Genomic DNA, 26,103 nt, shown 5'->3' on the forward strand with positions numbered 1-26,103 from the left:
CCCCGGCGAACGGCCTCCCGCCGAACGGGCCACCCGGCCAACGGGCCACCCGGCGAACGGCTATCGCGGACGCCAGCCGTCCGGGTCGACGCCCCCGGGCACCGCGTCCCCCGGGGCGTACGGCTCCCGCGTCAACACGAAGGTGCCGAGGTCGAGATGGCCGGGCGCGCCGTCCTCGCGCCCCGCGACCACGCGCAGCGTCTCCCCCGCGTAGTAGCCGTCGAGGCCGGTCCAGGTGCCGTCCGGCTCGGCCCGGAAGCGCGAGCTGCGGCCCACTCCGCCGACCGGCGACAGCTCCAGGCCGCGGTCGGCGCGCAGCCGCAGCAGGAAGGGCGTGGGCCCCCAGTACCAGGGCCCGGTCAGCGCCAGCAGCTCCGGATCGGCCTCGGGCAGCGGCCGCCAGGGGGCGGGGATCCGCGGCTCGTGCTCCGCGGTGATCCGTACGAGGTCGGCGGCGATGGAGGCGACGGACGGCCCCGAGGTGACGTTGGCCAGCGCGATCCCGGCCAGCCGGTCGTCCTCGCTGACCCACAGGGTGGCGAGGAAGCCGGGCATGGAGCCGACATGGCCGTACAGGAACCGGCCCTCGCGGTGTGCCAGCTGCACCCCGAGGCCGTAGCCGCCGTCCCGGTCCCGGCCCTCGGGCGGGGCGGCGGGCCTGCGCATCTCGGCGAGCGTCGCGGCGCCGAGCACCCGCTCGTCCCCGTCCAGCAGGAAGGCGGCGAAGCGGGCCAGGTCGGCGGCGGTCGACCACAGCTGTCCGGCGGGCGCCATCCGCCCGGTGTCCTCGGCGGGCTCCGGCAGCAGCACATCGGCCCAGGGATGGACGGCCCAGCCCCCGGCGTGCGGGGCGCGCGGCTCCGGGGACGTACGCGTCATCCCCAGCGGCTCCAGCACCTCGCGGGCGAGGACATCGCCCCAGGCCGCGCCGCGCAGCCGCTCGACGAGCGCGCCGAGCAGGGCGAAGCCGGTGTTGGAGTAGTGGTGGCGGCGTCCGGCGGGGTGGACGAGGGGGCGCTCGCCGAAGAGATCCGCCGTCTCGGGGCGCAGTGCGCCCGGTGTGCGCTCCCACCACGGGCCGGGCGCCTCGGCGGCCAGTCCCGAGGTGTGGGCGAGGAGCTGGGCGACGGTGGCGCCCTCCGCCTCGGGCGCCTCCAGATGCTTGGTCAGCGGATCCCCGAGGTCCAGCAGCCCCTCGTCGCGCAGCCGCATCACCAGCACCGCGGTGAACGTCTTGGTCAGCGAACCGATCCGGTACTGGGTGTCGGCGTCGGGCACCTGCCCGTCCGTACCGCCCCGCGCCCCCGCCCACACCAGCCGCCCCTCCCGCACCACGGCCCCCACCAGGGAGGGCGCCCGGCCCTCGGACTGGCCGACGGCGACGCGGTGGAGCAGGGCGCGGCGGGTGGCGGGCAGCAGCTCCGCGCAATCCTCGGATGGGGTCATGCCCGCACCCTACGGGCCGGATTCCGCGCCGTCAGGGGCGACGGGAAAGGCCTGGCCTTGACGTCGGCGGCAAGGTCTACCGTCGAGCCATGCGGATCGGAGAGCTGGCCGAACGGGCGGGTACCACCACCCGCACCCTGCGCTATTACGAGTCGATCGGACTGCTGCCCGCGCGGCGTTCCGGCAACGGGTACCGGGCGTACGACGAGGACGACCTCCGGCTGGTCCGCCAGATCCGCACGCTGCAGGACTTCGGCTTCGGCCTGGAGGAGACCCGGCCGTTCGTGGAGTGCCTGCGCTCCGGCCACCCGGCCGGTGACTCCTGCCCGGCGTCGCTTGAGGTCTACCGGCGCAAGCTGGCCGAACTGGACGACTGCATCGCGCGGCTGAGCGCCGTACGGCGGCAGGTCGGGGCGCAGCTCGTCCAGGCGGAGCGGGCCCGCGCGGCGCTGGAGGCGGCGGCGACGGCGCCCGGCGGGGCGCCGGATCCACGCTGCGAGCTGACGCCGTACGACCCGCCCGTGAGCGGCGGGAACCCAAGACAATGAATGAGGGGAATGAGCGAGATGACACGGACTCGCACCGGGGAAGTGCCCGCGGTCACGGACGCCACCTTCGCCGAGGAGGTGCTGACGGCCGGGCTGCCGGTGCTCGTGGACTTCACCGCCTCCTGGTGCCCGCCGTGCCACATGATCGCGCCGGTGCTGGCGGAGATCGCCCGGGAGGAGGGGCACCGGCTGAAGGTGGTGCAGCTGGACGTGGACACCAACCCGGAGACGACGGCGGCGTACGGAGTGCTGTCGATGCCGACCCTGATGCTGTTCCGGGCGGGCGAACCGGTGCGGTCGATGGTCGGCGCCCGGCCCAAGCGGCGGCTGGTGCAGGAGCTGGAGGACGTGCTCTGAGCCGCCGCCGGGCGGGGCCCGGGCCTACCTCCGCGCGGCTTCCGGCTTACGGGCCAGGAGGAAGGCCTGCGGAACCACCTCCCTGCCCTCGGGCTCACGCACCTGCCGGGCCCGTACGGCGAACCCGGCCCCGCCGAGCAGCCCGGCGATCCCGTCGGGCGGCAGCCTGCGGACGTCGAGCGACACGGGATGGCCGAACGGCTCGGCCACCCGCAGCTGTTCGTCACCGACCTGGAAGGCGACCAGCAGATGGCCGCCCGGGGCCAGCAGCCGGTGGAACTCGGCCAGCACCGCGGGCAGCCGCTCGGTGGGGGTGTGGATGAGGGAGTAGTAGGCGACGATGCCGCCGAGGGCGCCGTCCGGCAGGCCCAGCTCGGTCATCGTTCCCTCGTCGAACCGCAGCTCCGGATGCTCCCGCCGGGCCACCGCGAGCATCTTCGGGGACAGATCGACACCGAAGGCGTCCATGCCGAGGCCGTGCAGATACGCCGTCACCCGCCCGGGACCGCAACCGAGATCGGCGACCGGCCCGGCCTTCTCGCCGCCCTGCCGCACGAGGTCCGCGAACGCGCCGAGCATGGCCCGGTCCAGCGGCTTGTCGTCCAGCGGGGACTTGAACAGCTCCGCGTAATCTTCGGCGATGGTGTCGTAGAAGGTCCGGGTGGTCAGCAGGTCACTCGGCTCGGTCATGGACGGGGAGGCTAGCGCCCTCGCGGGATGGCCATTGCCGGATGGCCGAAAGCGGATCGCTGCAGGGCGGATCGCTGCAGGCGGGTTACCGAAGGCGCCGCGCTCGCAGGACGGTGTCGTGGGCGTGGTGGGTGCCGGGCGGGGCGGGAGCGGTGCGCGGGCGGGTCTCGTTGATCTCGACGGTCCAGTCGCTGCCGAGGAGCCCCGTGACGTCGTCGGGCTGGTAATAGGCGTCGGGGTCGAAGTCGAGCTCCTCGCGCGGGGGCAGATCGGCGAGGTCGTGACCGACGAAGAGCAGGGTGCCGCCGGGGGCGACGGCGTCCAGCAGGCCACGCAGCGCGGTGTGCTCCGGCTGGCGCGGGAGCGGGAAGTACTGGGCGGAGACCAGGTCGAACGCCGCGGCCGGGGGCGGCGTGACGGTCAGGTCGGTCCGGGTCCACGCCACCCGGCCGGAGAGGTCCCCGGCTGTGGCGGCGGCGCGGTCCAGGGCGGTCCGGGAGATGTCGAACGCGGTGACCCGCCAGCCGTGCCGGGCCAGCCAGAGGGCGTCGGCGCCTTCCCCGCAGCCGACGTCGAGCGCCTTCCCCGGCGCCAGATCGGTGACCTCGGTGACGAGCACCCCATTGGGGTTGCCGCTGTGGAGCTGGTCGGCGCTGCGATACATGTCGTCCCAGAACTGCGCGTCCATCGGCTCTGCCTTCGCTAGGGGGCCCGCGGCGCCGGTCGCCCACGGCCTGTGCGCACACCGTGGCCGCACCCGCGCCCCCACGCCAAGATTCCTTGCCGGAACGGCAAAGGCCGGGACGCGCCTCCTCAGTCCTGGTCCGCGTCGTCCGGGGAGTGGGGCAGAAGGGGGAAGAGCCGGGTGATGAGGGCCACCGGCCGAGCGCCCTCGGGCCGGGCCAGGGGGCGCTGCTCGCGGTCCTGGTAGGGCGCGAGCGCCCGCCGGATGGCGTCCGCGACCCGGCTCATCTCCTCGGGCGTCAGATAGGCGACGGCGCTGAAGGCTTCGTCGTGGCGCCATGCCGGCGGCGCTTCGTCCCGCTGGGTCAGCCATCGCCGCCAGCTCTCGTCCTCCAGGCCACGGGCCAGTTCGCCGAATTCCTCCGCCGCGGCCCCGCGGGCCGCCGTTTCGGGGGTGCGCCGCCTCAGACGCCAGGGGCGTGCCCGGCCCCCGCTGTGGGGTGCCTCTTCGATGTATCCGTGGCGTGCGAGCTGCCGCAGATGGAACGAGCAGAGCCCGGAGCTGTATCCCAGCCGGGAGGCGGCTTCGGTCGCCGTGACGGCGCCGACTTCGGCGAGCAGGTCGAGCAGGTCGGTGCGGACGTGATGCGCGGGCAGCTCTTCGCCTGCGCCGGCTCTCCGGTCGTGCGCGGCGTGGACGTCGTCTTCAGTCACTTTGCAAAGCCTGCTACTTTGCAAAGTACTTGGCAAGCAGGAGCCCTTGGGGGGACACCATGTCTGTGCGTCATGAGCAGCCCGGCCCCGTCGACCGGCGGGTCCGCGTGCAGGGCCTCCCCGTCGACACCTTCCCGGCTCTGCCGCCGGAGGCGGAGCGGGGTTCGGTCCGCAGGATCACGGTGGTGGGCGAGGAGGCCCTGAGCCGTCCGTGCCGGGAGGTGACCGCGTTCGGAACGCCGGAGCTTTCGGCGCTGATCGACGACATGTTCCTGACCATGTACGTCGCCGACGGGGCCGGGCTGGCCGCCAACCAGGTGGGCGTCTCCTTGAGGCTGTTCGTGTACGACTGCCCGGACGAGGACGGGATCCGGCATGTCGGCCACATCGTCAACCCGGTTCTGGAGCTGCCCGATCCGGGCGACCGCCGCCTCGTCGAGGATGCCGAGGGCTGCCTCTCCGTGCCGGGCGCCGCCATGGAGGTCCCCCGCACCGATCGTGCCGTCGTCCGCGGGTTCGACAAGGACGGCGGCCCGCTCGTCATCGAGGGAACGGGGTACTTCGCCCGGTGTCTGCAGCATGAGGCCGACCACCTCGTCGGCCATACGTACCTCGACCGGCTCTCCAAACGGGACCGCAAGGACGCCATGCGGCAGATGGAAGAGCGTCGCGAGGACGTCTTCGCGCGCCGCGCGCTCAAGGCCGCCCAGCTGAATCCGTAGGTCCCGGTGAGCCGTGTCCTCGGCGGAGTGGGCCGCGGCGGGCGGGGTTCAGACAGAGGCGTGGAGGGCCTTCCGCAGCAGCTCGCCGAACTCTGCGGGGTGCGTGGTCACTCCGATGTGCCCGCCGGGGAAGTGCTGAAGCTCCGTGCCGAGACGCTGGGCCAGGAAGGCGGCCGAGCGGTAGGGCAACTCGCCGCGTGAGTCCTGGCCGCCGGCGAGCACAAGCCGGTCCGACAGCCCCTCCAGCCGATGGATGTCCGGGGCGTAGGACATGAAGCCGGGCACGATGCGACTGACGAAGTACGGCAAGTTGCCCATCGTCTGCTCGGCCCGCGCCGCTGCTCGGGGCGGAAGCTTGAGCTCGGCCTTCGGCTCGGCGGCGTCGCCCTCCTTCTTGAGCCCCGCGGCGAACACGGCCATCGCCGGCATGACCCCTTGGGTACGGAACGTGTCCCGCACGCGTGCGATGAGTGCGCGGTGTTCAGCCGCGTCCGGCAGGACCTCCACGACTGGCGGCTCGTGCGCCACCACGCGTGCGATGCGTTCGGGATGGGCGGTGAGCAGGTGCAGGGCGGCGATCGCGCCCGAACTGACGCCGCATACTCGGGCGGGCTCAGCGGGCGACAGCAGTTCCAGCATCCGGAACGCGTCATCGGCGTGCTCGGCCACTTGCTGCTCGGCGTCGGGGTCGTCCAGCGTGCTGCGGGACATGCCGCGCGGGTCGTAGGCCGCGACTGTGTATTCGGCGGCCAGGTCGGCGGCGATGCCGTCGAAGGATGCCGCGCCGCCCGTCCCTCCGGGGATCAGCAGCAGGATCGGGCCCTGGCCTCGCACTTCATAGTGCAGGGTCGCGCCGTTCACCCGCAGGCTGCCGATGGTCGGGTCGGTCATGAGGACTCTCCTTCGCGGGACGGCGGCCAGTGCTCCAGGAGGGCGTGCAGGGCGTCGAGGGCGCGGATCCAGGACTGCCGCGGCGAACGCTCGTGCGCGAAGCCGCCCGCCGCCTCCAGGGCGACGAACCCGTGGAACGTGCTGCGCAGCAAGCGGACCGCGTCGGTCAGGTCGGGTTCGGCCAGTCCGTAGCCGAGCAGCATGCCGTAGGTCAGCTCGACCGCGCGCCGTGGTCCGGGCGCTTTCGCGGCCAGCTCGGGGTCGATCTGGATCGGGGTCTGCGTCGCCATGTAGCGGCCCGGGTGCTCGTGGGCGTACTCCCGCCAGGCGTTCGCGAAGGCGACCAGCGCGTCCTTGCCTGCTCGCCCGGCGGTCGCCTCCGCGATGCGGATGGTCTTCTCGTCCGCCGCCAGCAGCGCGATCCGACCGCGCAGATCCTCCAGGTTGCGGACGTGCGCGTAGAGGCTCGCGTCCTTCACGCCCAGCCGCCGCGCCACCTGCGACATGGTCACCTGGTCGAGCCCGACGTCATCCGCCAGCTCTGCGCCCGCGATCGTCACCCGCTCCGCTGTCAGCCCGGCCCGCACCATGCGCCCTCCTACAATCCTAGGAGCCCTAGTTTTAGCCTAGGGCCCCTAGGAAAGCAATCGGGAGCGCGATCAACAAGGACGCCGCCTGACTGAAGTGATGCCGCTGCCACTGTAGGCCCGCATTCGGAATGTCCCTCTCCGTTGTGGTGACCTGGGCCTTCCCAGCCTGTCTCATCTGGGGCCACGACGCTTTTGTCTCACGATCTTGTCCCTTGGGCGCAGTGTCGCCGAGCGTGCCATGCTCCGCCGCCGGTGTAGTGAGATCCGCGCTCGGCCGAGGTGAGGTGCGCCTCCTGCGAGCAGCGGTCGCGATGCCTTTCAGATGGCGGGCTCAGCTGTATCGCTGGGGGATGGTGACCAGAGTGCGGCCGCGGCCGCCGGCATCGACGCGGTCGTGCGCCTTGGCGATCTCCGCCAGCGGGAAACGGTCGCCGATGTCCACCGTGAGGGCGCCGACGCCGGCCGCGGCTGTGAGGTCGCGGGCTGCCTGCCGCCTGGCCTCGGCGGGGAAGTCGTCGCTGCCGAGCAGGCGAAGGGTGACGTTGTTGAACAACAGCGGCCAGAAGGGGATTTCGGTCCGGTCGGCGCGGGTGGCGTAGGCGGCGATGACCGCGTCGTTCGCGGCGACGGCGCAGTCCAGGTCCGCGTTGTCGGACAGGGCCACCTCGACGATGCGGTGGACCCCCTTCGGCGCGTATGTGCGGATCTCCGCTGCCGGGTCGCCGGAGTCGAGGGCGACGGCATGAGACACCACGGAGGGGTCGACGCGGTCCAGGTCCTCCCCGCGCCGGACCGTGGCGAGCACGGTGGCCCCGGCCCAGTGGGCGAGCTGGGCGGCCAGGGAGCCGACCCCGCCGAGCACACCGTGCACCAGGACGATTCTGCCGTCGACCGGGCCGTCGGCGAAGACGGTGCGGTGGGCGGTGATCCCGGGGATGCCCAGGCTCGCCCCGAGCTCGTCGCCGAGGTGGTCGGGCAGGGGAGCGGCCAGGTCGGCGGGGACGACGGTGTACTGAGCGGCGGTGCCGAAGGGCCGGTAAGACTGCGCGCCGTACACCCACACCCGCTGCCCGATGCGGCGCGCGTCGACGCCGTCCCCGACGGCGTCGATGACCCCGGCGGCGTCGCTGTGCGGGATCACGCGGGGAAAGGGCATCGTCGAGCCGAGCCAGCCGCGCCGCTTCTTGGTGTCGCCGGGGTTGACGCCCGAGACGGTCACACGGACGCGTACCTCGCCGGAGCCGGGCTGGGGGTCGGGCAGCTCACCGACGTGCAGCACGTCGGTGGCGGGACCCTGTGCGTCGTACCAGGAGGCAAGCATGCGGGGACCTCCGTTGCCATTCAGTCTGCGGGTTCTTCGAGCGTAGGGGGATCGTTGCGGGTGCGCGCGGGGTCGGGCTCCGGCTCGTCCTCGCCGAGGAGGTCACGGAGCCAGGCTCGCTCGGCGCGGCTGGCGGCGCGGGCGGTGAGCAGCATGCCGCGCCGGTAGGGGTCGGTGACCTGCTCGGCGCGCAGCGGCTGGTCGCCGTCGTAGAAGAAGCTCGCCGGCGCCTGGAGGAAGTCCAGTCGCCTGCGCAGCACCGCGTGCTGGTCGGCGATGTCGGGCAGGAGCGAGAGGAACGCCAGAATCGTGCAGAACCGGCTGAAGTCGGTGATCTCGTGGTCGGCCGGCTTGCGCAGGCGCTCTAGCATCTCGGCCCGCCCGGCGTCGGTCAGGCTCAGTACATACCGTGCGGCACCCGCACCCGGGTCGGTGCGCCGCTCCAGCAGGCCCGCCTTGGCGAGGCGGTTGATCGCGGGGTACAGGGTGCCGTCGCTCACCGGCCGGGCGTACCCGGTCAGCTGTGCGACGCGGCGGCGCAGCTCGTGGCCGCGCAGGGCGCCTTCGGCCAGGAAGCCGAGTATCGCTAGTTCCAGCATGGCTTCATTGTCGCACAGCTACATCGAATCGATGTGTACATCGATTCGATGTTAAGCTCCAAGGCATCCATCAACGTCTCTTGAGAGGCAGGGCAAGATGCCACCGCAGTCCACCGAGTCAGTGATGAACCGCTTCGTCGAGTTCATCAACACAGCCAACGAGGACCTTGCCCGCGAGGTCATTTCTCCGGATGCGGTGTTCCACGCACCAAGTCACCCGGAACCGCTGCGGGGGCCCGATGGGTACATGGAAGTCATCGGGATGATGCGCAGCGGCTTCCCGGACGTCCGGTGGACGCTGGAGGAGACGGTCGCCGAAGGCGACACGGTGGCCGCGCGGTTCACCATGCGAGGCACCCACGACGGCGAATTCTTCGGGATTCCGGCGAGTGGCAACAAGATCTCGGTGCAAGCCATGAACTTCTACTATCTGACCGACGGCCGGATTGTCGGCGAACGGGGCCAACCCGACCTCCTCGGGGTGATGCAGCAGATCGGCGCTGTACCGACGCCGTAAAGCGAGCGTGCGCTCAACCAGAACCTGCGCCCGGCCCATCAAGTCGAGTGGCAGCAGTCCACCGAGGTTTCAGACTGCTGAACTACTCGACCTTGCTGATGTACCGCTGAGATACGGCACGATTCCATGTCGCGGTCGTCCGGCTCATGATGGCGGCTGGGCCGTCATGGCCGTCCTGGCGGCCTCCGCGACCTTGGTGCCGAACGGAGTCGGTCTCATCCCGCGGCCGCGCTCAGCTCGCTCGATCAGGGTGTGGCCCAGGTCCCGTTCGAGCTGGTTGACCTTCGTGATCAGCGTGGAGGGATGGATGCCGAGGGCTTTGGCCGCTTTCCTCATCGTGGCGTAGGGCAGCGCGGCGACGAAGAGCTCCACCCGTTTCCAGGCATAGGGGGCAGCCAGAGCGTCCTGCAGGAATGCCGGGACGCGGGTGGCCCAGTCAGGTGTGCGGTAGGCCGCGGCGTGGCCTGCTCCGCCCCGGCGACGTGGGATCTCGTGGCGATGCGCCCAGCGGATCATGTTCGTTGTGCTCATGCCCCTCTCGCGGGCGAGGTCGGTCAAGGGCCGTCGGTGAACGACGTACTGCTCGAAGAGCCAGTCTCGTTCGACAGTTCCGCAGTTCGCGTAGTCCTCGCGTCTGCGCATCGGGATGCCGTACTCGCGGGCGAGACGGGCCAGCGCCTTGAGGGAGAAGCCGGTGGTCTCGGCGATCTGTGGGAGAGAGCGGTGCTCGTCGAGATAGAGCCGGGCCAGTCCTTCCCTCGGCAGGATCCGCATGGCCTTGGCGTAGTTCGCCCTGGCTGTTGCCTGGGCTGTAGTCGGCGGGGGCAGAGGGGCGGGGTGTTCCCCAAGGATGTATCGGACGGCTTCGACGGTAGTGCCGAGGACGTCGGCTGCGTACTGGACGACGTGCTTGCGCTGACGGACGAGGCGATGCAGATGGGAGATGTCGACCTGGTCGGGGTCAGGACCGGGAAGGGCAAGCCCGTCCAGAAGAGACTTGGGCGGCTGCCAGGTGACCGGCTCGTCGGCGATGTGCCGTGTGGCAAGGAAGGCCCGTGCCTCGGCGTCGAGTGCCTGCGCCAGCTGCGGGCTCTGCAGGGCGATGAAGCGGAAGTATTCCGTACGGAACAACGCCTCACCAAGGTTCGGGGCACCGGGTGCGGATTCGGGCGGGAGTCCGGGATGCGCTGGAAGAGGTGGCAGCGGATGATCTGTTCGCGGCGGTCACCGCCTGGGTGTGTGCCGGTGCGGCGGCAGATCTCACCCCAGCGTCCGGTCGGTAGCAGGCCGGTGTAGTCGAGTTTCCGGCGCCGGCCGTAGTCGATGGGAACTTCAGTGGCATCCAGGTGGTCGGCCAGCCTGGTCAGGGCGGTGGCGATGCGGGTCCACTGTGGCTGGTCGTCCAACCGCTGCAAGGCGTGGGAGACGTCCATACGATCGACCACCGATCCCAGGAGGTCGGCGGCGGTGTCGAAGTCGGTGCGGCTGTCGACGGTCAGCAGAGCGGCGGCCAGGGCGGGAGCCAGGATGCGCGGGACGGTTCCGTCGGGAGGGGCAAGCCGGAGGGTCCACAGGTTCCAGAACGTGCTGGGGATCTTCCGGCTCCGCCGTGTGATGTCCTCGCTCTTCGTCGTCGGCCGCCTCGGGACCGGCGACGTCAGGCGGTGCCGTAGGTAGTCGGCGGGGCGGAGAACGGGTGCCGCTGCTGCCAGTTGCACGCCGGTGAAGACAGAGGTCACTCGGTTACCCCAGCTCTTGATCTGGCCGATGCTGGCCTCGGAAAGGTCGGTGTGCATGGCTACGAGCAGGTCGCGCATCGCCTCGCCGGCCTGGTGGATGTCCGGCTGGTCCAGGATGCTCAGCGCGACGGTGACGGCGGTCGCCGCACTGACGGCTCTGGGTGGGGCCATGAAGCCGGGCCGATCGCCGGCCGCAGCGAGCGTGCCACCGGGGTCGGGGCGGAGGTGGGCGTCGGTGATGTCAGGTGGGGCCCATCGGGTGAGGTCCTTGGCGGAGAGGTCGGACAGTACGCGACCACAGATGGCACGGATGTCGCTCAGCGCGCCCACCGCTGGCTGTGGTACCAGTGCGTAGGCGCCGAAAGTGGCTGTGCCGCTCTCGATGATGTTCATCACGAGCGCCTGCGCGGCCGTAGCCGGGTGTCCGACGGGCAGGCGGAGGGTGGGCGTCTGTGTGAGGTCGAGACCGCAGCCGCTGGTGAAGGGACCGCTCGGGGCGGAGGGAGCGTTTCCGCAGTACCGGGGCCTGGGAATAGCTCGCGGGCTTCGGGGCCGCCGACGGGGGACACGCCCACAACTCGGACAGCAGTCGGCCAGCAGCCGGTGGTGTTGCAGACAGGCGAAGGACCAGCCCAGCCGCCAGGACAGCGTCCATCGGCCGTCGGATTCCACCAGACAGTCCGGGCAGAAGCGGGAGCCGGCGCCCCGCCCCCAGAGCACCCATCGGTTGACGAAGCGACGCTCGTGATTGATCTCCAGGGCCCGCTGGTCGTAGTGCCGCAGCGTCATTGCATGGAGGCGGTCCTCACCCAGCCCCGTCGTCGCGGACAGAGCGGCAGCCTGTCGCGGCCCCAGCAGGATCGTCCAGTCCGGCGGGATGCCGAGTAGGTGGTTGCCGGCCTTCTGCAGAGGTGGCAGTCCGATGCTCCCCATCACCTCGCCCAGGGGCGCCCGAAGCAACTGCGCGAGGGCCTCCAGCCAGGAGTCCAGGGCCTCGCCGGGGAGCGGGGCCTGGCGGAGCGGCAGTGTACGGGCCTGGCTCATGCCACGGTCTTCGCCGAGACGGCGGCCTTCGCGGTGCGGGAACGGGGCTTGGTCGTCATGCGCTTGCGGGCGAACTTCTTCTCCAGCGCCTTGCGCGCCCGCTCCGCCCCCGCATCGAGTTTCACCTGGTTCATCAGGTCCTCGTCGAGAAGTTCGACGCCGGTGCGGGCAGCGCGCTGGCAACCCCGGTTGATGAGCGTCATCAGCGAGCCGATGTGGCCGGTGGTGCGGATGTAGAGGTAGTCGGACAGGTCATCGGCGAGCATGCCAGGGTATTTCTGCGCGAGGACGAGCCGCTGTTCGAGCCCCAGCATCAGCTTGCGCCACTGGCGCCGCTCCTTGTCGTTGTTCACCGAGTAGGCGTCCATGGTCAGTGGGGTGGTGCGGCGCGCTGTCTGAGCGAGAGTGATGTCGCCACGGGAGTCGGACTCGGAGTACAGGCCACGATTGCCCAGCTCGACGCCGATGAAGATGAGGGTGACCGGGAACTCGTTCGCGATGTACTTGAAGTGGTTGCTGACCTCCTTGCCGTTCTTGTCCTGCCACTTGAGGAAGTGCAGGTCGTCGATGATCAGCAGTTTCGTCTCGCATTCCAGGACGCAGTCCAGGGCGCGCTGGACGAACAGCGCGGCCGTGCCGCTCGTGCGGCCGGGGTGTGCGTAGAACTCCAGCAGGGCCCGGTTGAAATCTTTCATCCCGATGTTGCTGGTGAGCCCGACCCGGCAGACGGGCCACCGTTCGTGCCCGGAGGCGGTGAAGGCCCCGGCCCGAGCGATCTCCTGCTGGTGGTACTTCAGCGCAAAGTCGAGTACGGCGGTGGTCTTCCCCAGCCCGGGAAACGCGTCCACAGCGACGGCTCCCTTGGCCTTGTCACCGTCCTGCTGGTTGCTGGCGATGATGTCCCCCAAGTCCTCGTGCAGAGCTTCGAGCTGGAACGTCTTGAGCGGACCGAGATTGGCGTGCCGGACGCTGCGGAGGTGCTCGTACTCCAGCCGCGCCGCCTCGTCCAGGGCGGCGAGCTGCTTGAGCGTCAAGGTGTCCGGTCGCATGCGGCGGGGTGCCTCGGCCAGGGCCCGCAACCCCTCCTTGCGGGAGAGCGTGAGGTTGTCCAGTTGCGGGCGCGTGTTCTCGGGCAGATCGGCTGGGCGGGGCGGCATCATGCGTCCTCCAGGGCGTCGGCATAGAAGTCGTCGGCCGCGTCCTGGCCGTCGAGTTCGTCGTCCTCGTCGTCATCGCCGGGTACCTGGCCCGCGTAGGGCTCTGTCTCGTCTTCGTCCGGCTCCTCCACGTCCTCGCCACCGTCGTTGGCCAGGATCCGGGCGACCGACGGGAGCGCGCGAATGTCGTCCTCTTCGGTGTCAGGCAGGTCGAAGGCCGACTGCTCACGGGCTTGGCGCAGGGCGATACGCCGCTCGGCCATGGTCAGTCCGAGGCCGAGATGCCAGCGTTCCAGCAGTTCGGCGACCGCGGTCTCATCGTCGGGGAAGCGGTACTTCTTGCCCGCGACCTGCCGTGCGAGCTCCAGGGCCTGCCCCGCTGATCGGGAACTTCATCGCCGGGGCGTGCTCCCACTCCAGGGTGTGCCAGCTCCGGGTGTCCAGGCGGCGGAAGTAGACGTAGTTGATGTTGTCGGGGTCGACGTGGATGGGCCACATTCCCTTGGCCTTCGGCCCGATGTACGGGCTCGTCTCGTTGCGGTAGCCGTCCAATCCGCGCCCGTTGTAGCGGCACTTGCGGATCTCGACGCCGTAGTGGTGAGCCGGCTTCCACTCCGTCTTCAGGAACTCGAAACCGAGCGCTGGATCGCGGGGAACCTCGATGTATCCGGCGCGGGCGATCCCGTGCTCGAACATCACCGCGGGCGACAGGCGGAGCCCGGGTACGTGCGGATCGACCAGCCCGTCATGCGCCCTGCGGTGATACACGCAGGCCACCCACTCGCGGATGATCGCCTCCAACTCGTGGAGGAAGAAGAACGCCTGATCCTCCGGCCGCTCGCCCCGCGAGAACACGTCCGGGCCCTTGTAGCCGGGCAGCGACTCCAGCAGCCCCTGACGCAGGGTCTTGAAAAATCTTTCGATCGGCCCCTTGTCCCGGCCCGTCCGCAGGCGAGCCGGCTGGATGGACAGGCCGAGCCGCTGGCAGACAGAGGTGATGTGTTCGCTGATGAAGGGCTTGCCGTGGTCGACCACGATGGTCTCCGGCACCAGGGCCGGGCCCGCGACGCCCCGCTCCGATGCCTCTCCCTCTATGAGCGCCTCGCGTTCCACGAAGACGGTGCGCGGGATGCCGTGGTCGGGCCAGACCGCCCCGAAGGGCCAGTCCTTGCCCGCGGGGCGAGGCCGGTATGTCTGGAACATCACCGCCGCGACGTCGATGGACTGCGTGGACACCGGGGTCACCCTGATCCCCGTGATGCACCGGGTGTACCAGGCCATCGCCACCGTCAGTTCGGCCTGCACCCACTTCAGCGTGATCGGGTCCAGCGCGAAGACGTCCAAGCGCGTGGTGTCCATCAGCAGGTACTCGCCCGGCCGCGTCGGACGCAACTTCCCGTACGCACCTGGCGGCCGGGCGGCGATGTCCCGGTTACGTTTCGTACTCAGCCGGAACGTCGGCAGCCGCCGCTCCAGCTCCTGAAGCCAGCGGTAAGCGGTCGCGCGGGTCGGCACCCTCACCTCGTCCTCGCCGTAGCGGGCCACCAGGCGCGGACCAACAGTTCGGATCACCTCGGCCCGGGTCGGCTGCGATTCCTTCCCGTGCTCGGCCATGATCTCCAGAGCCATCTCCACCCACCGCGGATCGGCCCAGCCCGCCCATGTCTCCGTCTCCGCGATCAGGGCCGCCGTGCACCAGCCCGGCCTCCCGGTCGAGTAAGAAGGCCCGGACCCACCGCTTGACGGTGCGCAGACTCACCCCCAACTCCAGGGCCTTGGCCTCGTACCGCTGCAGCTTGGGAACCGTTGTCGCGTACTGAGCCCGTGGCTCGCTCTCGGCGGGCAACTCGGCGCTACCGGACCGGAATCCGTAGAGGACCTCGTTGATGTGGGCGGCCCGCTCGCGGACCGCCTCCAACTCCTCATCGCTGAGCTGGGCGAGCACCACCGATGCCGTCTCCCGGTCATCGTCGGAGGCCGGGCCCTGGCCTTCCGCGATGACCGCAGCCCGGCCGGACGCGAGCACCTCCCGCAACGAAAGCCGAACCCGGCGTCCCTGACCGTCACGGACCAGGAGTTCGTTGCCGGCGGCCGAGCCGAACATCTCCTCCACCACGACGACTTCGCCGTCGTACCTCAGCCGCGTGCCGACGCCGACACGTACCGCAGAATCGTTCACTTGTCCTCCCGTGCGAGACGTCCTCACTCGGAGAGCCGGTTCTCCGACGACATCGAGGTCCTGTCCTCGCTCGTCGACCGGTCGGGGCAGATCACGCCTGGCGGCGCCGGTCACGGTGGCCGGCCCCCGCCGGAGCTCATGCCGCTCGGACAGCGGCACGGACAGGTCAGTCACAAAGTGTTGGCACCACAACAGCCGCAGTACAGCGGCCCGTACCCTCCACTCCGGATGGTGCGGAAAGGCGCGGAACGCCTCGCCCAGCGACTCCCCGTACAGGTCCACCTCCCGGATCTCCGCAAGGAGGTTCTCGTCGAGGAGCCAGTCGCGGCGGTAGCCGGCGAGGAAGCGCAGGTTCTCAAGTTCCGCTTCCGGCGGCTCGCACCACACCTGGAAGTCCCAGCCGCGCGAGAGGACGATCTCGCGTGCCCAGCCAAGGGCGTAGTTCACCTTGGGCCGGGTGAGCAGGTGCCGGGGCTTCACGTCGACGACCAGCGGCACGTCCTTCTCGCGCAGCACGAGGAAGTCTGGGACGTGACGCCGTAGTTGCCCGTCCACGGTGGTGGACAGGAGAAACGGCTGGGCGAAGACCGCGGTCACGTCCTGGTCGAAGTCGGCGTAGAGCAGGCGTGTCAGCTCGAGCCGCGATTCGTAGACGACGTGGTCGCGCATGGTGGAGGACCAGTACGTGCCCGAGTAGTGCTTCTGGCCGTGCCGCCAGCGGAACGTGCGCCACGGCACCGAGGGCTCGAAGACGTCGACACCCGTCGTCGGCCAGTCCCGCCCCTCGGTGATCTGGCCGTCCGTACGGCGCAGGCTCATCGAGACCTCGCCGACCACATACGGCATACCCCACCCCCCGAGCAGCAAGAACAGGGGGTGAAGCCCCCAGTCCCGACCAGCAGAGACACTTCCACGATCAGGTCAGGGAACGCCGCTGCATAGGTCGAGACCGGGATCAGCACTACTACGGGCGAACGATCAGACAGGAGTTCGTCTCACTGCCCTGTCCCTTGGGCCAGAAAAAGGCCACCCTCAATGAGAAAGGGACATCAGAAATGCGAACCTACAGCCACGCGGATCAGGTCTGGGCCATGTCCACGAAGCGGGAGTAGTGGCCCTGGAAGGCGACGGTGATGGTGGCCGTCGGACCGTTACGGTGCTTGGCCACGATCAGGTCGGCCTCACCCGCGCGCGGGGACTCCTTCTCGTACGCGTCCTCGCGGTGCAGCAGGATGACCATGTCGGCGTCCTGCTCGATGGAGCCACTTTCGCGCAGGTCCGAGACCATCGGCTTCTTGTCGGTGCGCTGCTCGGGGCCACGGTTCAGCTGGGAGAGCGCGATCACCGGCACCTCCAGCTCCTTGGCCAGCAGCTTCAGGTTTCGCGACATGTCCGAGACCTCCTGCTGACGGCTCTCGGGGCGCCGGGCGCCGCCGGACTGCATCAGCTGGAGGTAGTCGATGACGACCAGCTGCAGATCGTTGCGCTGCTTGAGCCGACGGCACTTGGCCCGGATCTCCATCATCGACAGGTTCGGCGAGTCGTCGATGTACAGCGGGGCCTGGGACACATCCGGCATCCGCCGGGCGAGCCGGGTCCAGTCCTCGTCGGTCATGCTGCCGGAACGCATATGGTGCAGCGCCACCCGGGCCTCGGCGGACAGCAGACGCATCGCGATCTCGTTGCGCCCCATCTCCAGGGAGAAGATGACGCTCGGCATGTTGTTCTTGATCGAGCAGGCGCGGGCGAAGTCGAGGGCCAGGGTGGACTTACCCATGGCGGGCCGGGCGGCGATGACGATCATCTGGCCGGGGTGGAGGCCGTTGGTCAGCGAATCCAGGTCGGTGAAGCCGGTGGGCACCCCGGACATCTGGCCGCTGCGCGAACCGATCGCCTCGATCTCGTCGAGCGCGCCCTCCATGATGTCGCCGAGCGGCAGATAGTCCTCGCTGGTCCGCTGCTCGGTGACGGCGTAGATCTCTGCCTGGGCGTTGTTGACGATCTCATCGACGTCCCCGTCCGCCGCGTATCCCATCTGGGTGATACGGGTGCCCGCCTCGACCAGGCGGCGCAGCACGGCGCGCTCGTGGACGATCTCGGCGTAGTACTCGGCGTTGGCCGCGGTGGGGACCGACTGGACGAGGGTGTGCAGATACGAGGCGCCGCCGACCCGGGCGATCTCGCCGCGCTTGGTCAGCTCGGCCGCGACCGTGATCGGGTCGGCCGGCTCGCCCTTCGCGTACAGGTCCAGGATGGCCTGGTAGACGGTCTCGTGGGCGGGCCGGTAGAAGTCGTTGCCCTGGAGGACCTCCACCACATCGGCGATGGCGTCCTTGGAGAGCAGCATGCCGCCGAGCACGGACTGCTCGGCGTCGAGGTCCTGCGGGGGGACGCGCTCGAAGCCGGACCCTTCCCAGGAGCCGCCGTCACGGCCGCGGTCATGCTGATCGTCGCGGCCCCGGCCGCCCTCACCGCGGCCGCCGCCCTCGCCGCGGCGGAAGCGGGGGGCCGGGAACTCGGCCGGACCGGAGTCCGCCCATGGGTCGTCCATGGGCTCGGGCACGCTCACCCCGCCACCTCCTCCCGTCCGCGGTACGGATCTCGCCGCGACGCCTCAAGTCTTACGACACGGCTATGACAAACAGGGCGCCCGGCTTCCGCTCACGACGCGTCGAGTTCTGGTGGGTTCGAGGCCGGAACAGATGGCGGGCGCCGGATAACGGTAGGCCCGTCAGGGCCACCGGCCAACTCGGTTATCCACAGGCCATGTGGATGATGCGATCCATCCTGTGGAGAAGTCGCGCGAACCTGTGCACGGGCCGGGGGACAGCGCTGTGGACAAACACACAATCACTCCAGGACTACCGCCCTGACCTGCAACTTCTCTATCCAGGGGCTGTGCAGGAGAAAAACTTCCACACCCGATGCAAGATCACGACAAACGGCGCAGAGGAGAGCGTCGCGAGCGCCGCCATGTAAGAACTGCCTTGGGCTTGTGCCTCTTACCTGTGGAAGATTAGATTGCCTCCATGACACAGGCCCCCACGAGCGCGCGGAGCACGGTCCGCCGGCACGACCGCGAGATCATCGCCCTCGCCGTACCCGCCTTCGGCGCACTCGTGGCGGAACCCCTCTTCGTCATGGTCGACAGCGCCATCGTCGGCCATCTCGGCACCCCGCAGCTCGCCGGTCTGGGCGTCGCCGCCGCCCTGCTGACCAGCGCGGTGAACATCTTCGTCTTCCTCGCCTACGCCACCACCGCCGCCGTGGCCCGCCGGGTCGGCGCCGGCGACGTCCCCGGCGCGATCCGGCAGGGCATGGACGGCGTCTGGCTGGCCCTGCTGCTCGGCGCCGCCGTCATCACCGCCGCGCTGCCCACCGCACCCGGCCTGGTCGACCTTTTCGGCGCCTCCGGCACCGCCGCCCCGTACGCCATCACCTATCTGCGCGTCAGCACCCTGGGCATCCCCGCGATGCTCGTGGTGCTCGCCGCCACCGGTGTGCTCCGAGGCCTCCAGGACACCCGCACCCCGCTCTACGTGGCCATCGGCGGCTTCACGGCCAACGCCGCGCTGAACGCGGGCCTCGTCTACGGCGCCGGGCTCGGCATCGCGGGCTCCGCCTGGGGCACGGTGATCGCCCAGTGGGCCATGGCCGCCGTCTACCTCGCGGTGGTCATCCGGGGAGCCCGGCGCCACGGCGCCTCGCTGCGTCCTGACGCCGCCGGGATCCGGGCCTGCGCCCACGCCGGGGCACCGCTGCTGGTCCGTACGCTCTCGCTGCGCGCCGTGATGCTGATCGCGACGGCGGTGGCGGCCCGCCTCGGGGACACGGAGGTCGCGGCCCACCAGATCGTGCTGACCTTGTGGACGCTGCTGGCGTTCGCGCTGGACGCCATCGCCATCGCGGGTCAGGCCATCATCGGGCGCTACCTGGGAGCGGAGGACGCCGAGGGGGCTCGCGCCGCCTGCCGCCGCATGGTGCAGTGGGGCATCGTCGCGGGCATCGTGCTCGGCCTGCTGGTGATCGCCTCCCGTCCGCTGTTCATCCCCCTGTTCACCACGGACCCCGGGGTGAAGGACGCCCTGCTGCCCGTGCTGCTGGTGACGGCCGCCATCCAGCCGGTCTCGGGTGTGGTCTTCGTCCTCGACGGGGTGCTCATGGGCGCAGGCGACGGTCCGTATCTCGCCGGGGCCATGATCGTCACCCTCGCGGTCTTCGCCCCGGTCGCGCTGCTCGTCCCCACCTGGGGCGGGGGACTGACCGCCCTGTGGTGGACCATGGCGCTGATGATGTCGCTCCGGCTGGCGACCCTCTGGCTGCGCGCCCGCTCCGGGCGATGGGTCGTCACCGGCGCGACCCGGGCCTGAGCTCCGCACCAGCGGCACCACGGCGAGGCGGCAGCCCCCGGCGAGGGCCCGACGCGAAGGGCCGCACCCCACACGGGGATGCGGCCCTCTCACATGCTCAGCTGAGCCGAGCGCTGCGTTACGCGGCGACGACCTCGACGCCGACCTTCGCGGCAACCTCGGAGTGCAGCCGCACCGACACCTGGTGCGCGCCCAGGGTCTTGATCGGCTGCTGCACCTCGATACGGCGCTTGTCGACGTCCGGGCCACCCGCGTCCTTGATCGCCGAGGCGATGTCGGCCGGGGTGACGGAGCCGAACAGCCGGCCGGCGTCGCCGGCGCGGGTCTTCAGCTGCACCTTGACGCCCTCGAGCCGGGCCTTGACCTCGTTGGCCTGCTCGATCGTGGCGATCTCGCGGATGCGACGACCGCGGCGGATCTGCTCGACGTCCTTCTCGCCACCCTTGGTCCAGCGGATCGCGAGACCACGCGGAACCAGGTAGTTACGGGCGTATCCGTCCCGGACGTCCACGACGTCACCGGCGGCGCCGAGGCCGGAGACCTCGTGGGTGAGGATGATCTTCATGACTCGGTCACCCTTCCCTTATCGCGCGGTGGACGTGTAGGGCAGCAGCGCCATCTCACGGCTGTTCTTCACGGCCGTGGCGACATCGCGCTGGTGCTGAGTGCAGTTGCCGGTGACCCGGCGGGCACGGATCTTGCCGCGGTCGGAAATGAACTTCCGCAGCAGGTTCGTGTCCTTGTAGTCGACGTAGGAGATCTTCTCCTTGCAGAACACGCAAACCTTCTTCTTAGGCTTGCGAGCAGGCGGCTTCGCCATTGTCTCTCTCCAGTGTGATCAAGAAGTTTGTGCTGGTCGCCCAGACCAGGCCGCGCGATGTTTCACGTGAAACCGCGTGAAACAGCGCATCCGGACCTAGAAGGGCGGCTCGTCCGAGTAGCCGCCGCCGCTGCCGGAGCCACCGCCCCAGCCGCCGCCACCGCCGCCGCCCTGGCCGCCACCGGCCGGTGCGCCGGTCGCCCAGGGGTCGTCGGCCGGAGCGCCGCCACCCTGCTGCTGACCGCCGCCGGGGCCACCGCCCCAGCCGCCGCCACCGCCGCCCTGGCCGCCACCGCCGCCGTAGCCACCCTGGCCACCGCGTCCGGTGGTCTTGGTGACCTTGGCCGTGGCGTTGCGCAGGCTGGCACCGACCTCGTCGACATCCAGCTCGTAGACCGTGCGCTTGATCCCCTCACGGTCCTCATACGACCGCTGCTTCAGCCGGCCCTGCACGATGACGCGCATACCGCGCTGAAGCGACTCGGCCACGTTCTCCGCGGCCTGCCGCCATACCGAGCACGTGAGGAAGAGGCTCTCGCCGTCCTTCCACTCGTTGGTCTGGCGGTCGAACGTACGAGGAGTGGACGCGACACGGAACTTCGCGACCGCCGCACCGGAGGGGGTGAAGCGCAGCTCGGGGTCGTCGACGAGATTGCCGACGACCGTGATGACGGTCTCGCCTGCCATTGGGGAACCTCTCGGCGGGTACTGCTGGGCTGCTTGCTACTCGTTGCGATACGGCCCGGTGACCGCTGAACGCTTACGCGGTCAGTGGGTCTCGGGACGGAGGACCTTGGTCCGGAGGACCGACTCGTTCAGGTTCAGCTGGCGGTCGAGCTCCTTGACGACCCCCGGCTCGGCCTGCAGGTCGATGACCGAGTAGATGCCCTCGGGCTTCTTGTTGATCTCGTACGAGAGACGACGACGCCCCCAGGTGTCGACCTTCTCGACCTTGCCGTTGCCCTCGCGGATAACGGAAAGGAAGTTCTCGATCAGCGGGGAGACAGCACGCTCCTCGAGATCGGGGTCGAGGATGACCATCACCTCGTAGTGACGCATGTGGAACCCACCTCCTTTGGACTCAGCGGCCACGGTCGTTCCGTGGCAGGAGGGTCGTGATGCGTTGTGCCGTGGCGTCTGTACAGACACCACCGCAGACCGTACACAGTACCCGCCTCGTGCCTCCCGCTTGAAATCCGGGCGTCTTGGCCCGCAATCTGTACACATCGGGTGTGAGCGGCGTTACAGTTCGCCGCCCTGCCTTTATGTGCCTACCTGGAGGTGCCCCATGGCACAGGCAGCACGACCGCAGCACGGACTGCTCTCCTTCCTGGACACCGATGGCAAGTCTCATCCCGTCGAGAACACCATCGCCGTGGCGACGCTGATGATCGGCTTGATCTCCTTCGTCACGGCTCATTTCCCCGGCCTCCACCTGGTCAGCTCGTGGACCGGACTGATCGGCATGCTCGGCGGGGCATGGGGTCAGCTGATCTCCGCGACCACCGGAGAGCGGTTCCTGCTGATCATCGGACTCGGTGCGTCGGGCGTCGGTTTCTACCTCGGCATGGCGCACGGCGGGCTCTTCGGCGGGCTGCTGGGCTGACTCCCCGAGGGCGGGTTGGCCCCAGGCCCAAACGGGGCGAGCCCCGGTCGCAGTAGGCTTCGGCGCGAGAGCCGGAGCCCCGACCCTGGGGACAAACCTGCCGAGGAGCGCCCCGCAATGAGCTTGACCCTGAGGACGATCAGCCGAGAGCAGCATCTGGCCTACATCCAGAGCCTGCCCGCGGCAAGCCACATGCAGGTCCCGGCATGGGCTGACGTCAAGTCGGAGTGGCGCTCGGAGAACCTCGGCTGGTTCGACGCCACCGGCCAGCTGGTCGGCGTCGGCCTCGTCCTCTACCGCCAACTGCCCAAGATCAAGCGGTATCTGGCCTACCTCCCCGAGGGCCCGGTCATCAACTGGTACGCGCCCAACCTGGAGGAGTGGCTGCGCCCGATGCTCGCGCATCTCAAGCAGCAGGGCGCCTTCTCCGTGAAGATGGGCCCGCCGGTCATCATCCGCCGCTGGGATGCCTCCGCGATCAAGTCCGGTATCCAGAACCCGGATGTGAAGCGGCTGCGCGACATCGAGGCCACCCACATCGAGCCGCGGGCCTTCGAGGTCTCCGACCGGCTGCGGCGGATGGGCTGGCAGCAGGGCGAGGACGGCGGCGCGGGCTTCGGTGACGTCCAGCCGCGCTACGTCTTCCAGGTGCCCCTGGAGAACCGCTCCCTGGAGGACGTGCACAAGAGCTTCAACCAGCTGTGGCGCCGCAACATCAAGAAGGCCGACAAGGCAGGCGTCGAGGTCGTCCAGGGCGGCTACGAGCACCTGGGCGAGTGGCAGCGTCTCTACGAGATCACCGCGGAGCGCGACCACTTCCGGCCCCGCCCGCTCAGCTACTTCCAGCGCATGTGGACGGCCCTCAACACCGAGGACCCCAACCGGATGCGGCTGTACTTCGCCATGCACGAGGGCGAGGCGGTGGCCGCCGCCACGATGCTGGTCGTCGGCGGCCACGTCTGGTACTCCTACGGCGCCTCCGCCAACCACAAGCGCGAGGTCCGGCCCTCGAACGCGATGCAGTGGCGGATGCTCCGCGACGCGTACGCGCTCGGCGCGACCGTCTACGACCTTCGCGGCATCTCCGACTCGCTCGACGAGACCGACCATCTCTTCGGCCTGATCCAGTTCAAGGTCGGCACCGGCGGGCAGGCTGCCGAGTACCTCGGCGAGTGGGACTTCCCCCTCAACAAGCTGCTCCACAAGGCACTCGACATCTACATGTCCCGCCGCTGACCCTGATTTCCTGCTCCCCCGAAAACGCTGCATATCTCGAATACACCGCGGCAACGAGAAAGGTTCCGGGACCGGCCAATGGCGCTCACCCTCTACGTCGACACCGCGCGCTGGCGGGCGCACCAGCAGATGGTGATCCAGCAGTTCCCGGGGATAGTCCCGGTCTGCAAAGGCAACGGATACGGCTTCGGCCATGAACGGCTGGCCGAGGAAGCCGCCCGTATCGGCTCCGACGTCCTCGCCGTGGGGACCACGTACGAGGCCGCCCGGATGAAGGACTTCTTCAGCGGCGACCTGCTCGTGCTCACCCCGTTCCGCCGCGGCGAGGAGCCGGTGCCGCTGCCGGACCGGGTGATCCGGTCGGTCTCGTCCGTCGACGGCGTCTACGGCCTGGTGAACGCGCGCGTCGTGATCGAGGTCATGAGCAGCATGAAGCGGCACGGGGTCACCGAGGAGGACCTGCCCAAGCTGCACGCCGCCATAGAGAACGTCCGGCTGGAGGGGTTCGCCATCCACCTCCCGCTCGACCGGACCGACGGCATCGACGCGGTCGAGGAGGTCATCGGGTGGATGGACCGGCTGCGCGCGGCGCGGCTGCCGCTGCACACCATGTTCGTCAGCCACCTCAAGGCGGACGAACTGGCGCGGCTGCAGCAGCAGTTCCCGCAGACCCGGTTCCGCGCCCGCATCGGCACCCGGCTGTGGCTGGGCGACCACGAGTCGACCGAGTACCGGGGCTCGGTGCTCGACGTCACCCGGGTCGCCAAGGGCGAACGCTTCGGCTACCGCCAGCAGAAGGCCGCCTCCGACGGCTTCCTGGTGGTCGTCGCGGGCGGCACGTCCCACGGCGTCGGCCTGGAGGCCCCCAAGGCGCTGCACGGGGTGATGCCCCGGGCCAAGGGGGTCGCCCGCGCCGGTCTCGCCACCGTCAACCGCAACCTCTCGCCCTTCGTCTGGGCGGGCAAGCAGCGGTGGTTCGCCGAACCGCCGCACATGCAGGTGTCCATCCTGTTCGTGCCGGGCGATGTCACGGCACCGCAGGTGGGGGACGAGCTGGTGGCGCATCTGCGCCACACCACGACGCAGTTCGACCGCCTGCTCGACCGCTGAGCCCCGTCGCCGGGGTGGGCGCCCGCGGGCAGCTCACCCCCGGCCGGCGCCCCAGTCCGCCAGCGCCGCGTCCTCGTACTGCGCCGTGCGCCGCGCCCCTCCCAGCACGAACATGTCCGGCGCCTGGTCGAGCACGCCGCCGGACGGGTCGTCCGAGCCGTCCCGGCGCACCGGATCGCGGTCCGGCACCAGTGCGTCCCGCACGACCATCGCGCACAGGAAGAGCGTCCCCGCGAAGTGCAGCGCGGTCGCGAGCTGGTAGCCCTCGGGCGGCAGGCCCCGGTGCTGATCGCCGCTGTTGGTGTACGCGAGGTACATCCAGATCCCGAGGAAATACATCACCTCGCACGCCTGCCACACCAGGAAGTCCCGCCACCGCGGCCGCGCCAGCGCCGCGAGCGGGATCAGCCACAGCACGTACTGCGGTGAGTAGACCTTGTTGGTGAGCACGAAGGCCGCGATGACCAGGAAGGCGAGCTGGGCGAAACGCGGCCGGCGCGGGGCGCACAGGGCGAGGGCCGCCACTCCGGCGCAGGCCAGCGCCATGAGGATCATGGCGTAGGTGTTGACGTCGTCCATGGGGTTGCCGGTGCGCTGCGAGATGATCAGCCAGAGCGACCCGAAGTCGACCGGGCGTTCCTGGCTGAACGTGTAGAACTGCTTCCAGCCCTCGCGGATGTGCAGCCCGCCCTGCGTAGTGATCATCACGGGGACGTTCACCACCAGCCAGGCGGCCGCCGTGCCGCCCGTCGCCGCCCAGAACGCACGCCACCGGCCCGCGCGCAGGCACAGCACCAGCAGCGGCCCGAGCAGCAGCACCGGGTAGAGCTTCGCGGCCGTCGCGAGGCCGAGCAGCACACCGGCGGCCAGCGGGCGGCTGCGGGACCACATGAGCATGGCGGCGGCGGTGAGGGCGACCGCGAGCAGGTCCCAGTTGATCGTGGCGGTGAGCGCGAAGGCGGGGGCCAGGGCGAGGAGCAGCGCGTCCCAGGGGCGGCGGCGGTGCGTACGGGATACGCAGACCGCGATGACCGCGGTGCACGCCATGAGCATGGCCGCGTTGGCCAGCCAGTAGACCTGTTCGCGGGTCTGCAGGTCGCCGCCGTGCGGGGTGAGCCAGGAGGCGACCTCCATCAGGAGACCGGTGAGGACCGGGTACTCCAGGTACTCCATCCCGCCGGAGACGCTGTCCGGTATGCGGTTGAAGTACGGGACGAGGTCGTCGGCGAAGCCGCGGCCGTTGTAGAGGTGCGGTATGTCCGAGTAGCAGGCGTGGGTGTACTGGGTGGTGGCGCCGTAGAACCAGCCGCCGTCGTAGCAGGGCAGCTTCTGCACCATGCCCAGGGCGAACATCCCGATGGCGACGAGCGCGATGATCCGCACCGGGGTCCACCAGCTCGTGCCCAGCAGCGCCCGGCGCCCGACCGGGCCGCCGATCAGCTCGCTGCCCGCCGCGGCCACCGAGTCCTCCGTGGTCGGCCGTACGGGCTGGGCCTGTGGGTCCTCGCGCACGCTCATGGGGCCCATCCTGCCGTACGAGCCGGACGCGAGGGGCGAGGACCGCCTCAGCGGCCCGCTGAGCGCCTCGTAACGCCCTGGCCGCCCCCGGGCCGCTCGCGGGCCCGCAAGACGCCCAGAGAGCCGTAGGGGCCCTCGAACGGCGGCGGGGGGGGCGCGGGGGGGGGGGCGGGGGGGGCGGCCCCCGCCGGGGGGGGGGGGGGGGGGGGAGTTGGGGTGGGGGGGGGCGGCGGGCCCCCCGCAGA

General features: G+C 70.1%; 27 protein-coding genes and 1 pseudogene. 8 read left to right on the forward strand and 20 right to left on the reverse strand.

Features of this window, described 5'->3' with window-relative positions:
• Positions 1 to 60 precede the first annotated feature (60 nt).
• Positions 61 to 1,446 (reverse strand): serine hydrolase, encoded by a 1,386-nt coding sequence (locus tag ACFZCY_RS02750; RefSeq protein ID WP_391168836.1) that lies wholly within the window; start codon positions 1,444 to 1,446, stop codon positions 61 to 63.
• 89 nt (positions 1,447 to 1,535) lie between these two features.
• Here ACFZCY_RS02750 and ACFZCY_RS02755 point away from each other — a divergent pair, with 89 nt between their 5' ends.
• Entirely contained in the window at positions 1,536 to 1,994 is a 459-nt protein-coding gene (locus ACFZCY_RS02755) for a MerR family transcriptional regulator (protein WP_391168837.1), read from the forward strand.
• Between the two features lie 18 nt (positions 1,995 to 2,012).
• Positions 2,013 to 2,351, forward strand: coding sequence for a thioredoxin (gene trxA, locus ACFZCY_RS02760; RefSeq protein WP_391168839.1), 339 nt, complete (start codon positions 2,013 to 2,015; stop codon positions 2,349 to 2,351).
• A gap of 24 nt (positions 2,352 to 2,375) precedes the next feature.
• On the opposite strand, the gene ACFZCY_RS02765 is transcribed toward trxA, so the two are convergent.
• The 3 genes from ACFZCY_RS02765 to ACFZCY_RS02775 form a co-directional block, all read right to left on the reverse strand.
• Entirely contained in the window at positions 2,376 to 3,041 is a 666-nt protein-coding gene (locus ACFZCY_RS02765) for a methyltransferase domain-containing protein (RefSeq protein WP_391168840.1), read from the reverse strand.
• An 85-nt stretch (positions 3,042 to 3,126) separates the two neighbouring features.
• Positions 3,127 to 3,729, reverse strand: a complete 603-nt coding sequence (locus ACFZCY_RS02770; protein WP_391168841.1) for a methyltransferase domain-containing protein — start codon at positions 3,727 to 3,729, stop codon at positions 3,127 to 3,129.
• A 125-nt stretch (positions 3,730 to 3,854) separates the two neighbouring features.
• Positions 3,855 to 4,439, reverse strand: coding sequence for a helix-turn-helix domain-containing protein (locus ACFZCY_RS02775; protein ID WP_391168843.1), 585 nt, complete (start codon positions 4,437 to 4,439; stop codon positions 3,855 to 3,857).
• Between the two features lie 59 nt (positions 4,440 to 4,498).
• On the opposite strand from ACFZCY_RS02775, the gene def reads away from it, so the two are divergent.
• On the forward strand, positions 4,499 to 5,161 hold the full coding sequence (def, locus tag ACFZCY_RS02780) for a peptide deformylase (protein ID WP_391168844.1): 663 nt from the start codon (positions 4,499 to 4,501) through the stop codon (positions 5,159 to 5,161).
• Positions 5,162 to 5,209: 48 nt separating this feature from the next.
• Here def and ACFZCY_RS02785 read toward each other — a convergent pair whose 3' ends face one another.
• From ACFZCY_RS02785 to ACFZCY_RS02800, 4 genes are all read right to left on the reverse strand, one after another.
• Complete coding sequence (locus ACFZCY_RS02785) at positions 5,210 to 6,052, reverse strand: alpha/beta fold hydrolase (protein ID WP_391168845.1); 843 nt, start codon at positions 6,050 to 6,052, stop codon at positions 5,210 to 5,212.
• Entirely contained in the window at positions 6,049 to 6,642 is a 594-nt protein-coding gene (locus ACFZCY_RS02790; RefSeq protein WP_391168847.1) for a WHG domain-containing protein, read from the reverse strand. Before ACFZCY_RS02790 ends, ACFZCY_RS02785 begins: the two co-directional genes overlap by 4 nt.
• Positions 6,643 to 6,973: 331 nt before the next feature.
• On the reverse strand, positions 6,974 to 7,963 hold the full coding sequence (locus ACFZCY_RS02795) for an alcohol dehydrogenase catalytic domain-containing protein (protein ID WP_391168848.1): 990 nt from the start codon (positions 7,961 to 7,963) through the stop codon (positions 6,974 to 6,976).
• 20 nt (positions 7,964 to 7,983) lie between these two features.
• Positions 7,984 to 8,562, reverse strand: a complete 579-nt coding sequence (locus ACFZCY_RS02800; protein ID WP_391168850.1) for a helix-turn-helix transcriptional regulator — start codon at positions 8,560 to 8,562, stop codon at positions 7,984 to 7,986.
• A 124-nt stretch (positions 8,563 to 8,686) separates the two neighbouring features.
• Here ACFZCY_RS02800 and ACFZCY_RS02805 point away from each other — a divergent pair, with 124 nt between their 5' ends.
• Positions 8,687 to 9,079: an ester cyclase gene (locus ACFZCY_RS02805; RefSeq protein WP_391168852.1), complete on the forward strand. Its 393-nt coding sequence runs from the start codon at positions 8,687 to 8,689 to the stop codon at positions 9,077 to 9,079.
• 144 nt (positions 9,080 to 9,223) lie between these two features.
• Here ACFZCY_RS02805 and ACFZCY_RS02810 read toward each other — a convergent pair whose 3' ends face one another.
• The 7 genes and pseudogenes from ACFZCY_RS02810 to dnaB form a co-directional block, all read right to left on the reverse strand.
• A complete protein-coding gene (locus tag ACFZCY_RS02810) occupies positions 9,224 to 10,210 on the reverse strand; it encodes a LysR family transcriptional regulator (protein ID WP_391168853.1) in 987 nt (328 codons plus the stop codon).
• Between the two features lie 1,262 nt (positions 10,211 to 11,472).
• A pseudogene (locus ACFZCY_RS02815) lies at positions 11,473 to 11,862 on the reverse strand (TniQ family protein); the annotation flags it as partial.
• Positions 11,859 to 13,019, reverse strand: coding sequence for an AAA family ATPase (locus tag ACFZCY_RS02820; protein WP_391168854.1), 1,161 nt, complete (start codon positions 13,017 to 13,019; stop codon positions 11,859 to 11,861). The gene ACFZCY_RS02820 and the pseudogene ACFZCY_RS02815, both read right to left, overlap by 4 nt.
• Complete coding sequence (locus tag ACFZCY_RS02825) at positions 13,019 to 13,282, reverse strand: hypothetical protein (RefSeq protein ID WP_391168856.1); 264 nt, start codon at positions 13,280 to 13,282, stop codon at positions 13,019 to 13,021. The genes ACFZCY_RS02820 and ACFZCY_RS02825 overlap by 1 nt, the downstream gene beginning before the upstream one ends.
• A gap of 52 nt (positions 13,283 to 13,334) precedes the next feature.
• Positions 13,335 to 14,534, reverse strand: coding sequence for a hypothetical protein (locus ACFZCY_RS02830; RefSeq protein WP_391168857.1), 1,200 nt, complete (start codon positions 14,532 to 14,534; stop codon positions 13,335 to 13,337).
• Complete coding sequence (locus ACFZCY_RS02835; RefSeq protein WP_391168858.1) at positions 14,452 to 16,044, reverse strand: TnsA-like heteromeric transposase endonuclease subunit; 1,593 nt, start codon at positions 16,042 to 16,044, stop codon at positions 14,452 to 14,454. The genes ACFZCY_RS02830 and ACFZCY_RS02835 overlap by 83 nt, the downstream gene beginning before the upstream one ends.
• Positions 16,045 to 16,276: 232 nt before the next feature.
• Positions 16,277 to 17,767, reverse strand: a complete 1,491-nt coding sequence (dnaB, locus tag ACFZCY_RS02840) for a replicative DNA helicase (RefSeq protein ID WP_391168860.1) — start codon at positions 17,765 to 17,767, stop codon at positions 16,277 to 16,279.
• 460 nt (positions 17,768 to 18,227) lie between these two features.
• Between dnaB and ACFZCY_RS02845 the strand changes: the two genes are divergently transcribed.
• Positions 18,228 to 19,568 (forward strand): MATE family efflux transporter, encoded by a 1,341-nt coding sequence (locus ACFZCY_RS02845; protein ID WP_391168862.1) that lies wholly within the window; start codon positions 18,228 to 18,230, stop codon positions 19,566 to 19,568.
• A 118-nt stretch (positions 19,569 to 19,686) separates the two neighbouring features.
• Here ACFZCY_RS02845 and rplI read toward each other — a convergent pair whose 3' ends face one another.
• From rplI to rpsF, 4 genes are all read right to left on the reverse strand, one after another.
• The gene (rplI, locus tag ACFZCY_RS02850; protein ID WP_391168864.1) at positions 19,687 to 20,133 is read right to left on the reverse strand and encodes a 50S ribosomal protein L9; all 447 of its coding nucleotides are present in this window, start codon (positions 20,131 to 20,133) and stop codon (positions 19,687 to 19,689) included.
• Positions 20,134 to 20,151: 18 nt separating this feature from the next.
• Positions 20,152 to 20,388 (reverse strand): 30S ribosomal protein S18, encoded by a 237-nt coding sequence (gene rpsR / locus ACFZCY_RS02855; protein ID WP_003978893.1) that lies wholly within the window; start codon positions 20,386 to 20,388, stop codon positions 20,152 to 20,154.
• A 96-nt stretch (positions 20,389 to 20,484) separates the two neighbouring features.
• The gene (locus ACFZCY_RS02860; protein ID WP_391168867.1) at positions 20,485 to 21,075 is read right to left on the reverse strand and encodes a single-stranded DNA-binding protein; all 591 of its coding nucleotides are present in this window, start codon (positions 21,073 to 21,075) and stop codon (positions 20,485 to 20,487) included.
• A gap of 81 nt (positions 21,076 to 21,156) precedes the next feature.
• A complete protein-coding gene (gene rpsF / locus ACFZCY_RS02865) occupies positions 21,157 to 21,447 on the reverse strand; it encodes a 30S ribosomal protein S6 (protein WP_055545977.1) in 291 nt (96 codons plus the stop codon).
• Positions 21,448 to 21,676: 229 nt separating this feature from the next.
• Here rpsF and ACFZCY_RS02870 point away from each other — a divergent pair, with 229 nt between their 5' ends.
• The 3 genes from ACFZCY_RS02870 to ACFZCY_RS02880 all read left to right on the forward strand — a co-directional run bounded on the left by ACFZCY_RS02870 (position 21,677) and on the right by ACFZCY_RS02880 (position 24,340).
• Positions 21,677 to 21,994, forward strand: a complete 318-nt coding sequence (locus tag ACFZCY_RS02870) for a hypothetical protein (protein WP_361477329.1) — start codon at positions 21,677 to 21,679, stop codon at positions 21,992 to 21,994.
• Positions 21,995 to 22,111: 117 nt separating this feature from the next.
• On the forward strand, positions 22,112 to 23,230 hold the full coding sequence (locus tag ACFZCY_RS02875; protein WP_055545973.1) for a peptidoglycan bridge formation glycyltransferase FemA/FemB family protein: 1,119 nt from the start codon (positions 22,112 to 22,114) through the stop codon (positions 23,228 to 23,230).
• Positions 23,231 to 23,308: 78 nt separating this feature from the next.
• Entirely contained in the window at positions 23,309 to 24,340 is a 1,032-nt protein-coding gene (locus ACFZCY_RS02880) for an alanine racemase (RefSeq protein ID WP_361477334.1), read from the forward strand.
• A 33-nt stretch (positions 24,341 to 24,373) separates the two neighbouring features.
• Here the strand turns inward: ACFZCY_RS02880 and ACFZCY_RS02885 are convergent, their stop codons facing one another.
• Positions 24,374 to 25,858: a glycosyltransferase 87 family protein gene (locus tag ACFZCY_RS02885; RefSeq protein WP_391168869.1), complete on the reverse strand. Its 1,485-nt coding sequence runs from the start codon at positions 25,856 to 25,858 to the stop codon at positions 24,374 to 24,376.
• Positions 25,859 to 26,103: the final 245 nt, after the last annotated feature.

Source organism: Streptomyces sp. NPDC007983 (assembly GCF_042958345.1).
Taxonomy (GTDB): domain Bacteria; phylum Actinomycetota; class Actinomycetes; order Streptomycetales; family Streptomycetaceae; genus Streptomyces.

What these genes read in the sequence shown, in the direction of transcription:
- ACFZCY_RS02825 (WP_391168856.1), bottom strand. Translation starts at nt 13,282, where the DNA reads ATGGCCGAGCGGCGTATCGCCCTGCGCCAAGCCCGTGAGCAGTCGGCC.
- ACFZCY_RS02870 (WP_361477329.1), top strand. Translation starts at nt 21,677, where the DNA reads ATGGCACAGGCAGCACGACCGCAGCACGGACTGCTCTCCTTCCTGGAC.
- ACFZCY_RS02820 (WP_391168854.1), bottom strand. Translation starts at nt 13,019, where the DNA reads ATGCCGCCCCGCCCAGCCGATCTGCCCGAGAACACGCGCCCGCAACTG.
- ACFZCY_RS02750 (WP_391168836.1), bottom strand. Translation starts at nt 1,446, where the DNA reads ATGACCCCATCCGAGGATTGCGCGGAGCTGCTGCCCGCCACCCGCCGC.
- ACFZCY_RS02790 (WP_391168847.1), bottom strand. Translation starts at nt 6,642, where the DNA reads ATGGTGCGGGCCGGGCTGACAGCGGAGCGGGTGACGATCGCGGGCGCA.
- ACFZCY_RS02755 (WP_391168837.1), top strand. Translation starts at nt 1,536, where the DNA reads ATGCGGATCGGAGAGCTGGCCGAACGGGCGGGTACCACCACCCGCACC.
- ACFZCY_RS02795 (WP_391168848.1), bottom strand. Translation starts at nt 7,963, where the DNA reads ATGCTTGCCTCCTGGTACGACGCACAGGGTCCCGCCACCGACGTGCTG.
- def (WP_391168844.1), top strand. Translation starts at nt 4,499, where the DNA reads ATGTCTGTGCGTCATGAGCAGCCCGGCCCCGTCGACCGGCGGGTCCGC.
- ACFZCY_RS02835 (WP_391168858.1), bottom strand. Translation starts at nt 16,044, where the DNA reads ATGCCGTATGTGGTCGGCGAGGTCTCGATGAGCCTGCGCCGTACGGAC.
- ACFZCY_RS02800 (WP_391168850.1), bottom strand. Translation starts at nt 8,562, where the DNA reads ATGCTGGAACTAGCGATACTCGGCTTCCTGGCCGAAGGCGCCCTGCGC.
- ACFZCY_RS02860 (WP_391168867.1), bottom strand. Translation starts at nt 21,075, where the DNA reads ATGGCAGGCGAGACCGTCATCACGGTCGTCGGCAATCTCGTCGACGAC.
- ACFZCY_RS02770 (WP_391168841.1), bottom strand. Translation starts at nt 3,729, where the DNA reads ATGGACGCGCAGTTCTGGGACGACATGTATCGCAGCGCCGACCAGCTC.
- rpsR (WP_003978893.1), bottom strand. Translation starts at nt 20,388, where the DNA reads ATGGCGAAGCCGCCTGCTCGCAAGCCTAAGAAGAAGGTTTGCGTGTTC.
- rpsF (WP_055545977.1), bottom strand. Translation starts at nt 21,447, where the DNA reads ATGCGTCACTACGAGGTGATGGTCATCCTCGACCCCGATCTCGAGGAG.
- ACFZCY_RS02805 (WP_391168852.1), top strand. Translation starts at nt 8,687, where the DNA reads ATGAACCGCTTCGTCGAGTTCATCAACACAGCCAACGAGGACCTTGCC.
- ACFZCY_RS02765 (WP_391168840.1), bottom strand. Translation starts at nt 3,041, where the DNA reads ATGACCGAGCCGAGTGACCTGCTGACCACCCGGACCTTCTACGACACC.
- rplI (WP_391168864.1), bottom strand. Translation starts at nt 20,133, where the DNA reads ATGAAGATCATCCTCACCCACGAGGTCTCCGGCCTCGGCGCCGCCGGT.
- ACFZCY_RS02885 (WP_391168869.1), bottom strand. Translation starts at nt 25,858, where the DNA reads ATGAGCGTGCGCGAGGACCCACAGGCCCAGCCCGTACGGCCGACCACG.
- trxA (WP_391168839.1), top strand. Translation starts at nt 2,013, where the DNA reads ATGACACGGACTCGCACCGGGGAAGTGCCCGCGGTCACGGACGCCACC.
- ACFZCY_RS02880 (WP_361477334.1), top strand. Translation starts at nt 23,309, where the DNA reads ATGGCGCTCACCCTCTACGTCGACACCGCGCGCTGGCGGGCGCACCAG.
- ACFZCY_RS02785 (WP_391168845.1), bottom strand. Translation starts at nt 6,052, where the DNA reads ATGACCGACCCGACCATCGGCAGCCTGCGGGTGAACGGCGCGACCCTG.
- ACFZCY_RS02875 (WP_055545973.1), top strand. Translation starts at nt 22,112, where the DNA reads ATGAGCTTGACCCTGAGGACGATCAGCCGAGAGCAGCATCTGGCCTAC.
- ACFZCY_RS02845 (WP_391168862.1), top strand. Translation starts at nt 18,228, where the DNA reads ATGACACAGGCCCCCACGAGCGCGCGGAGCACGGTCCGCCGGCACGAC.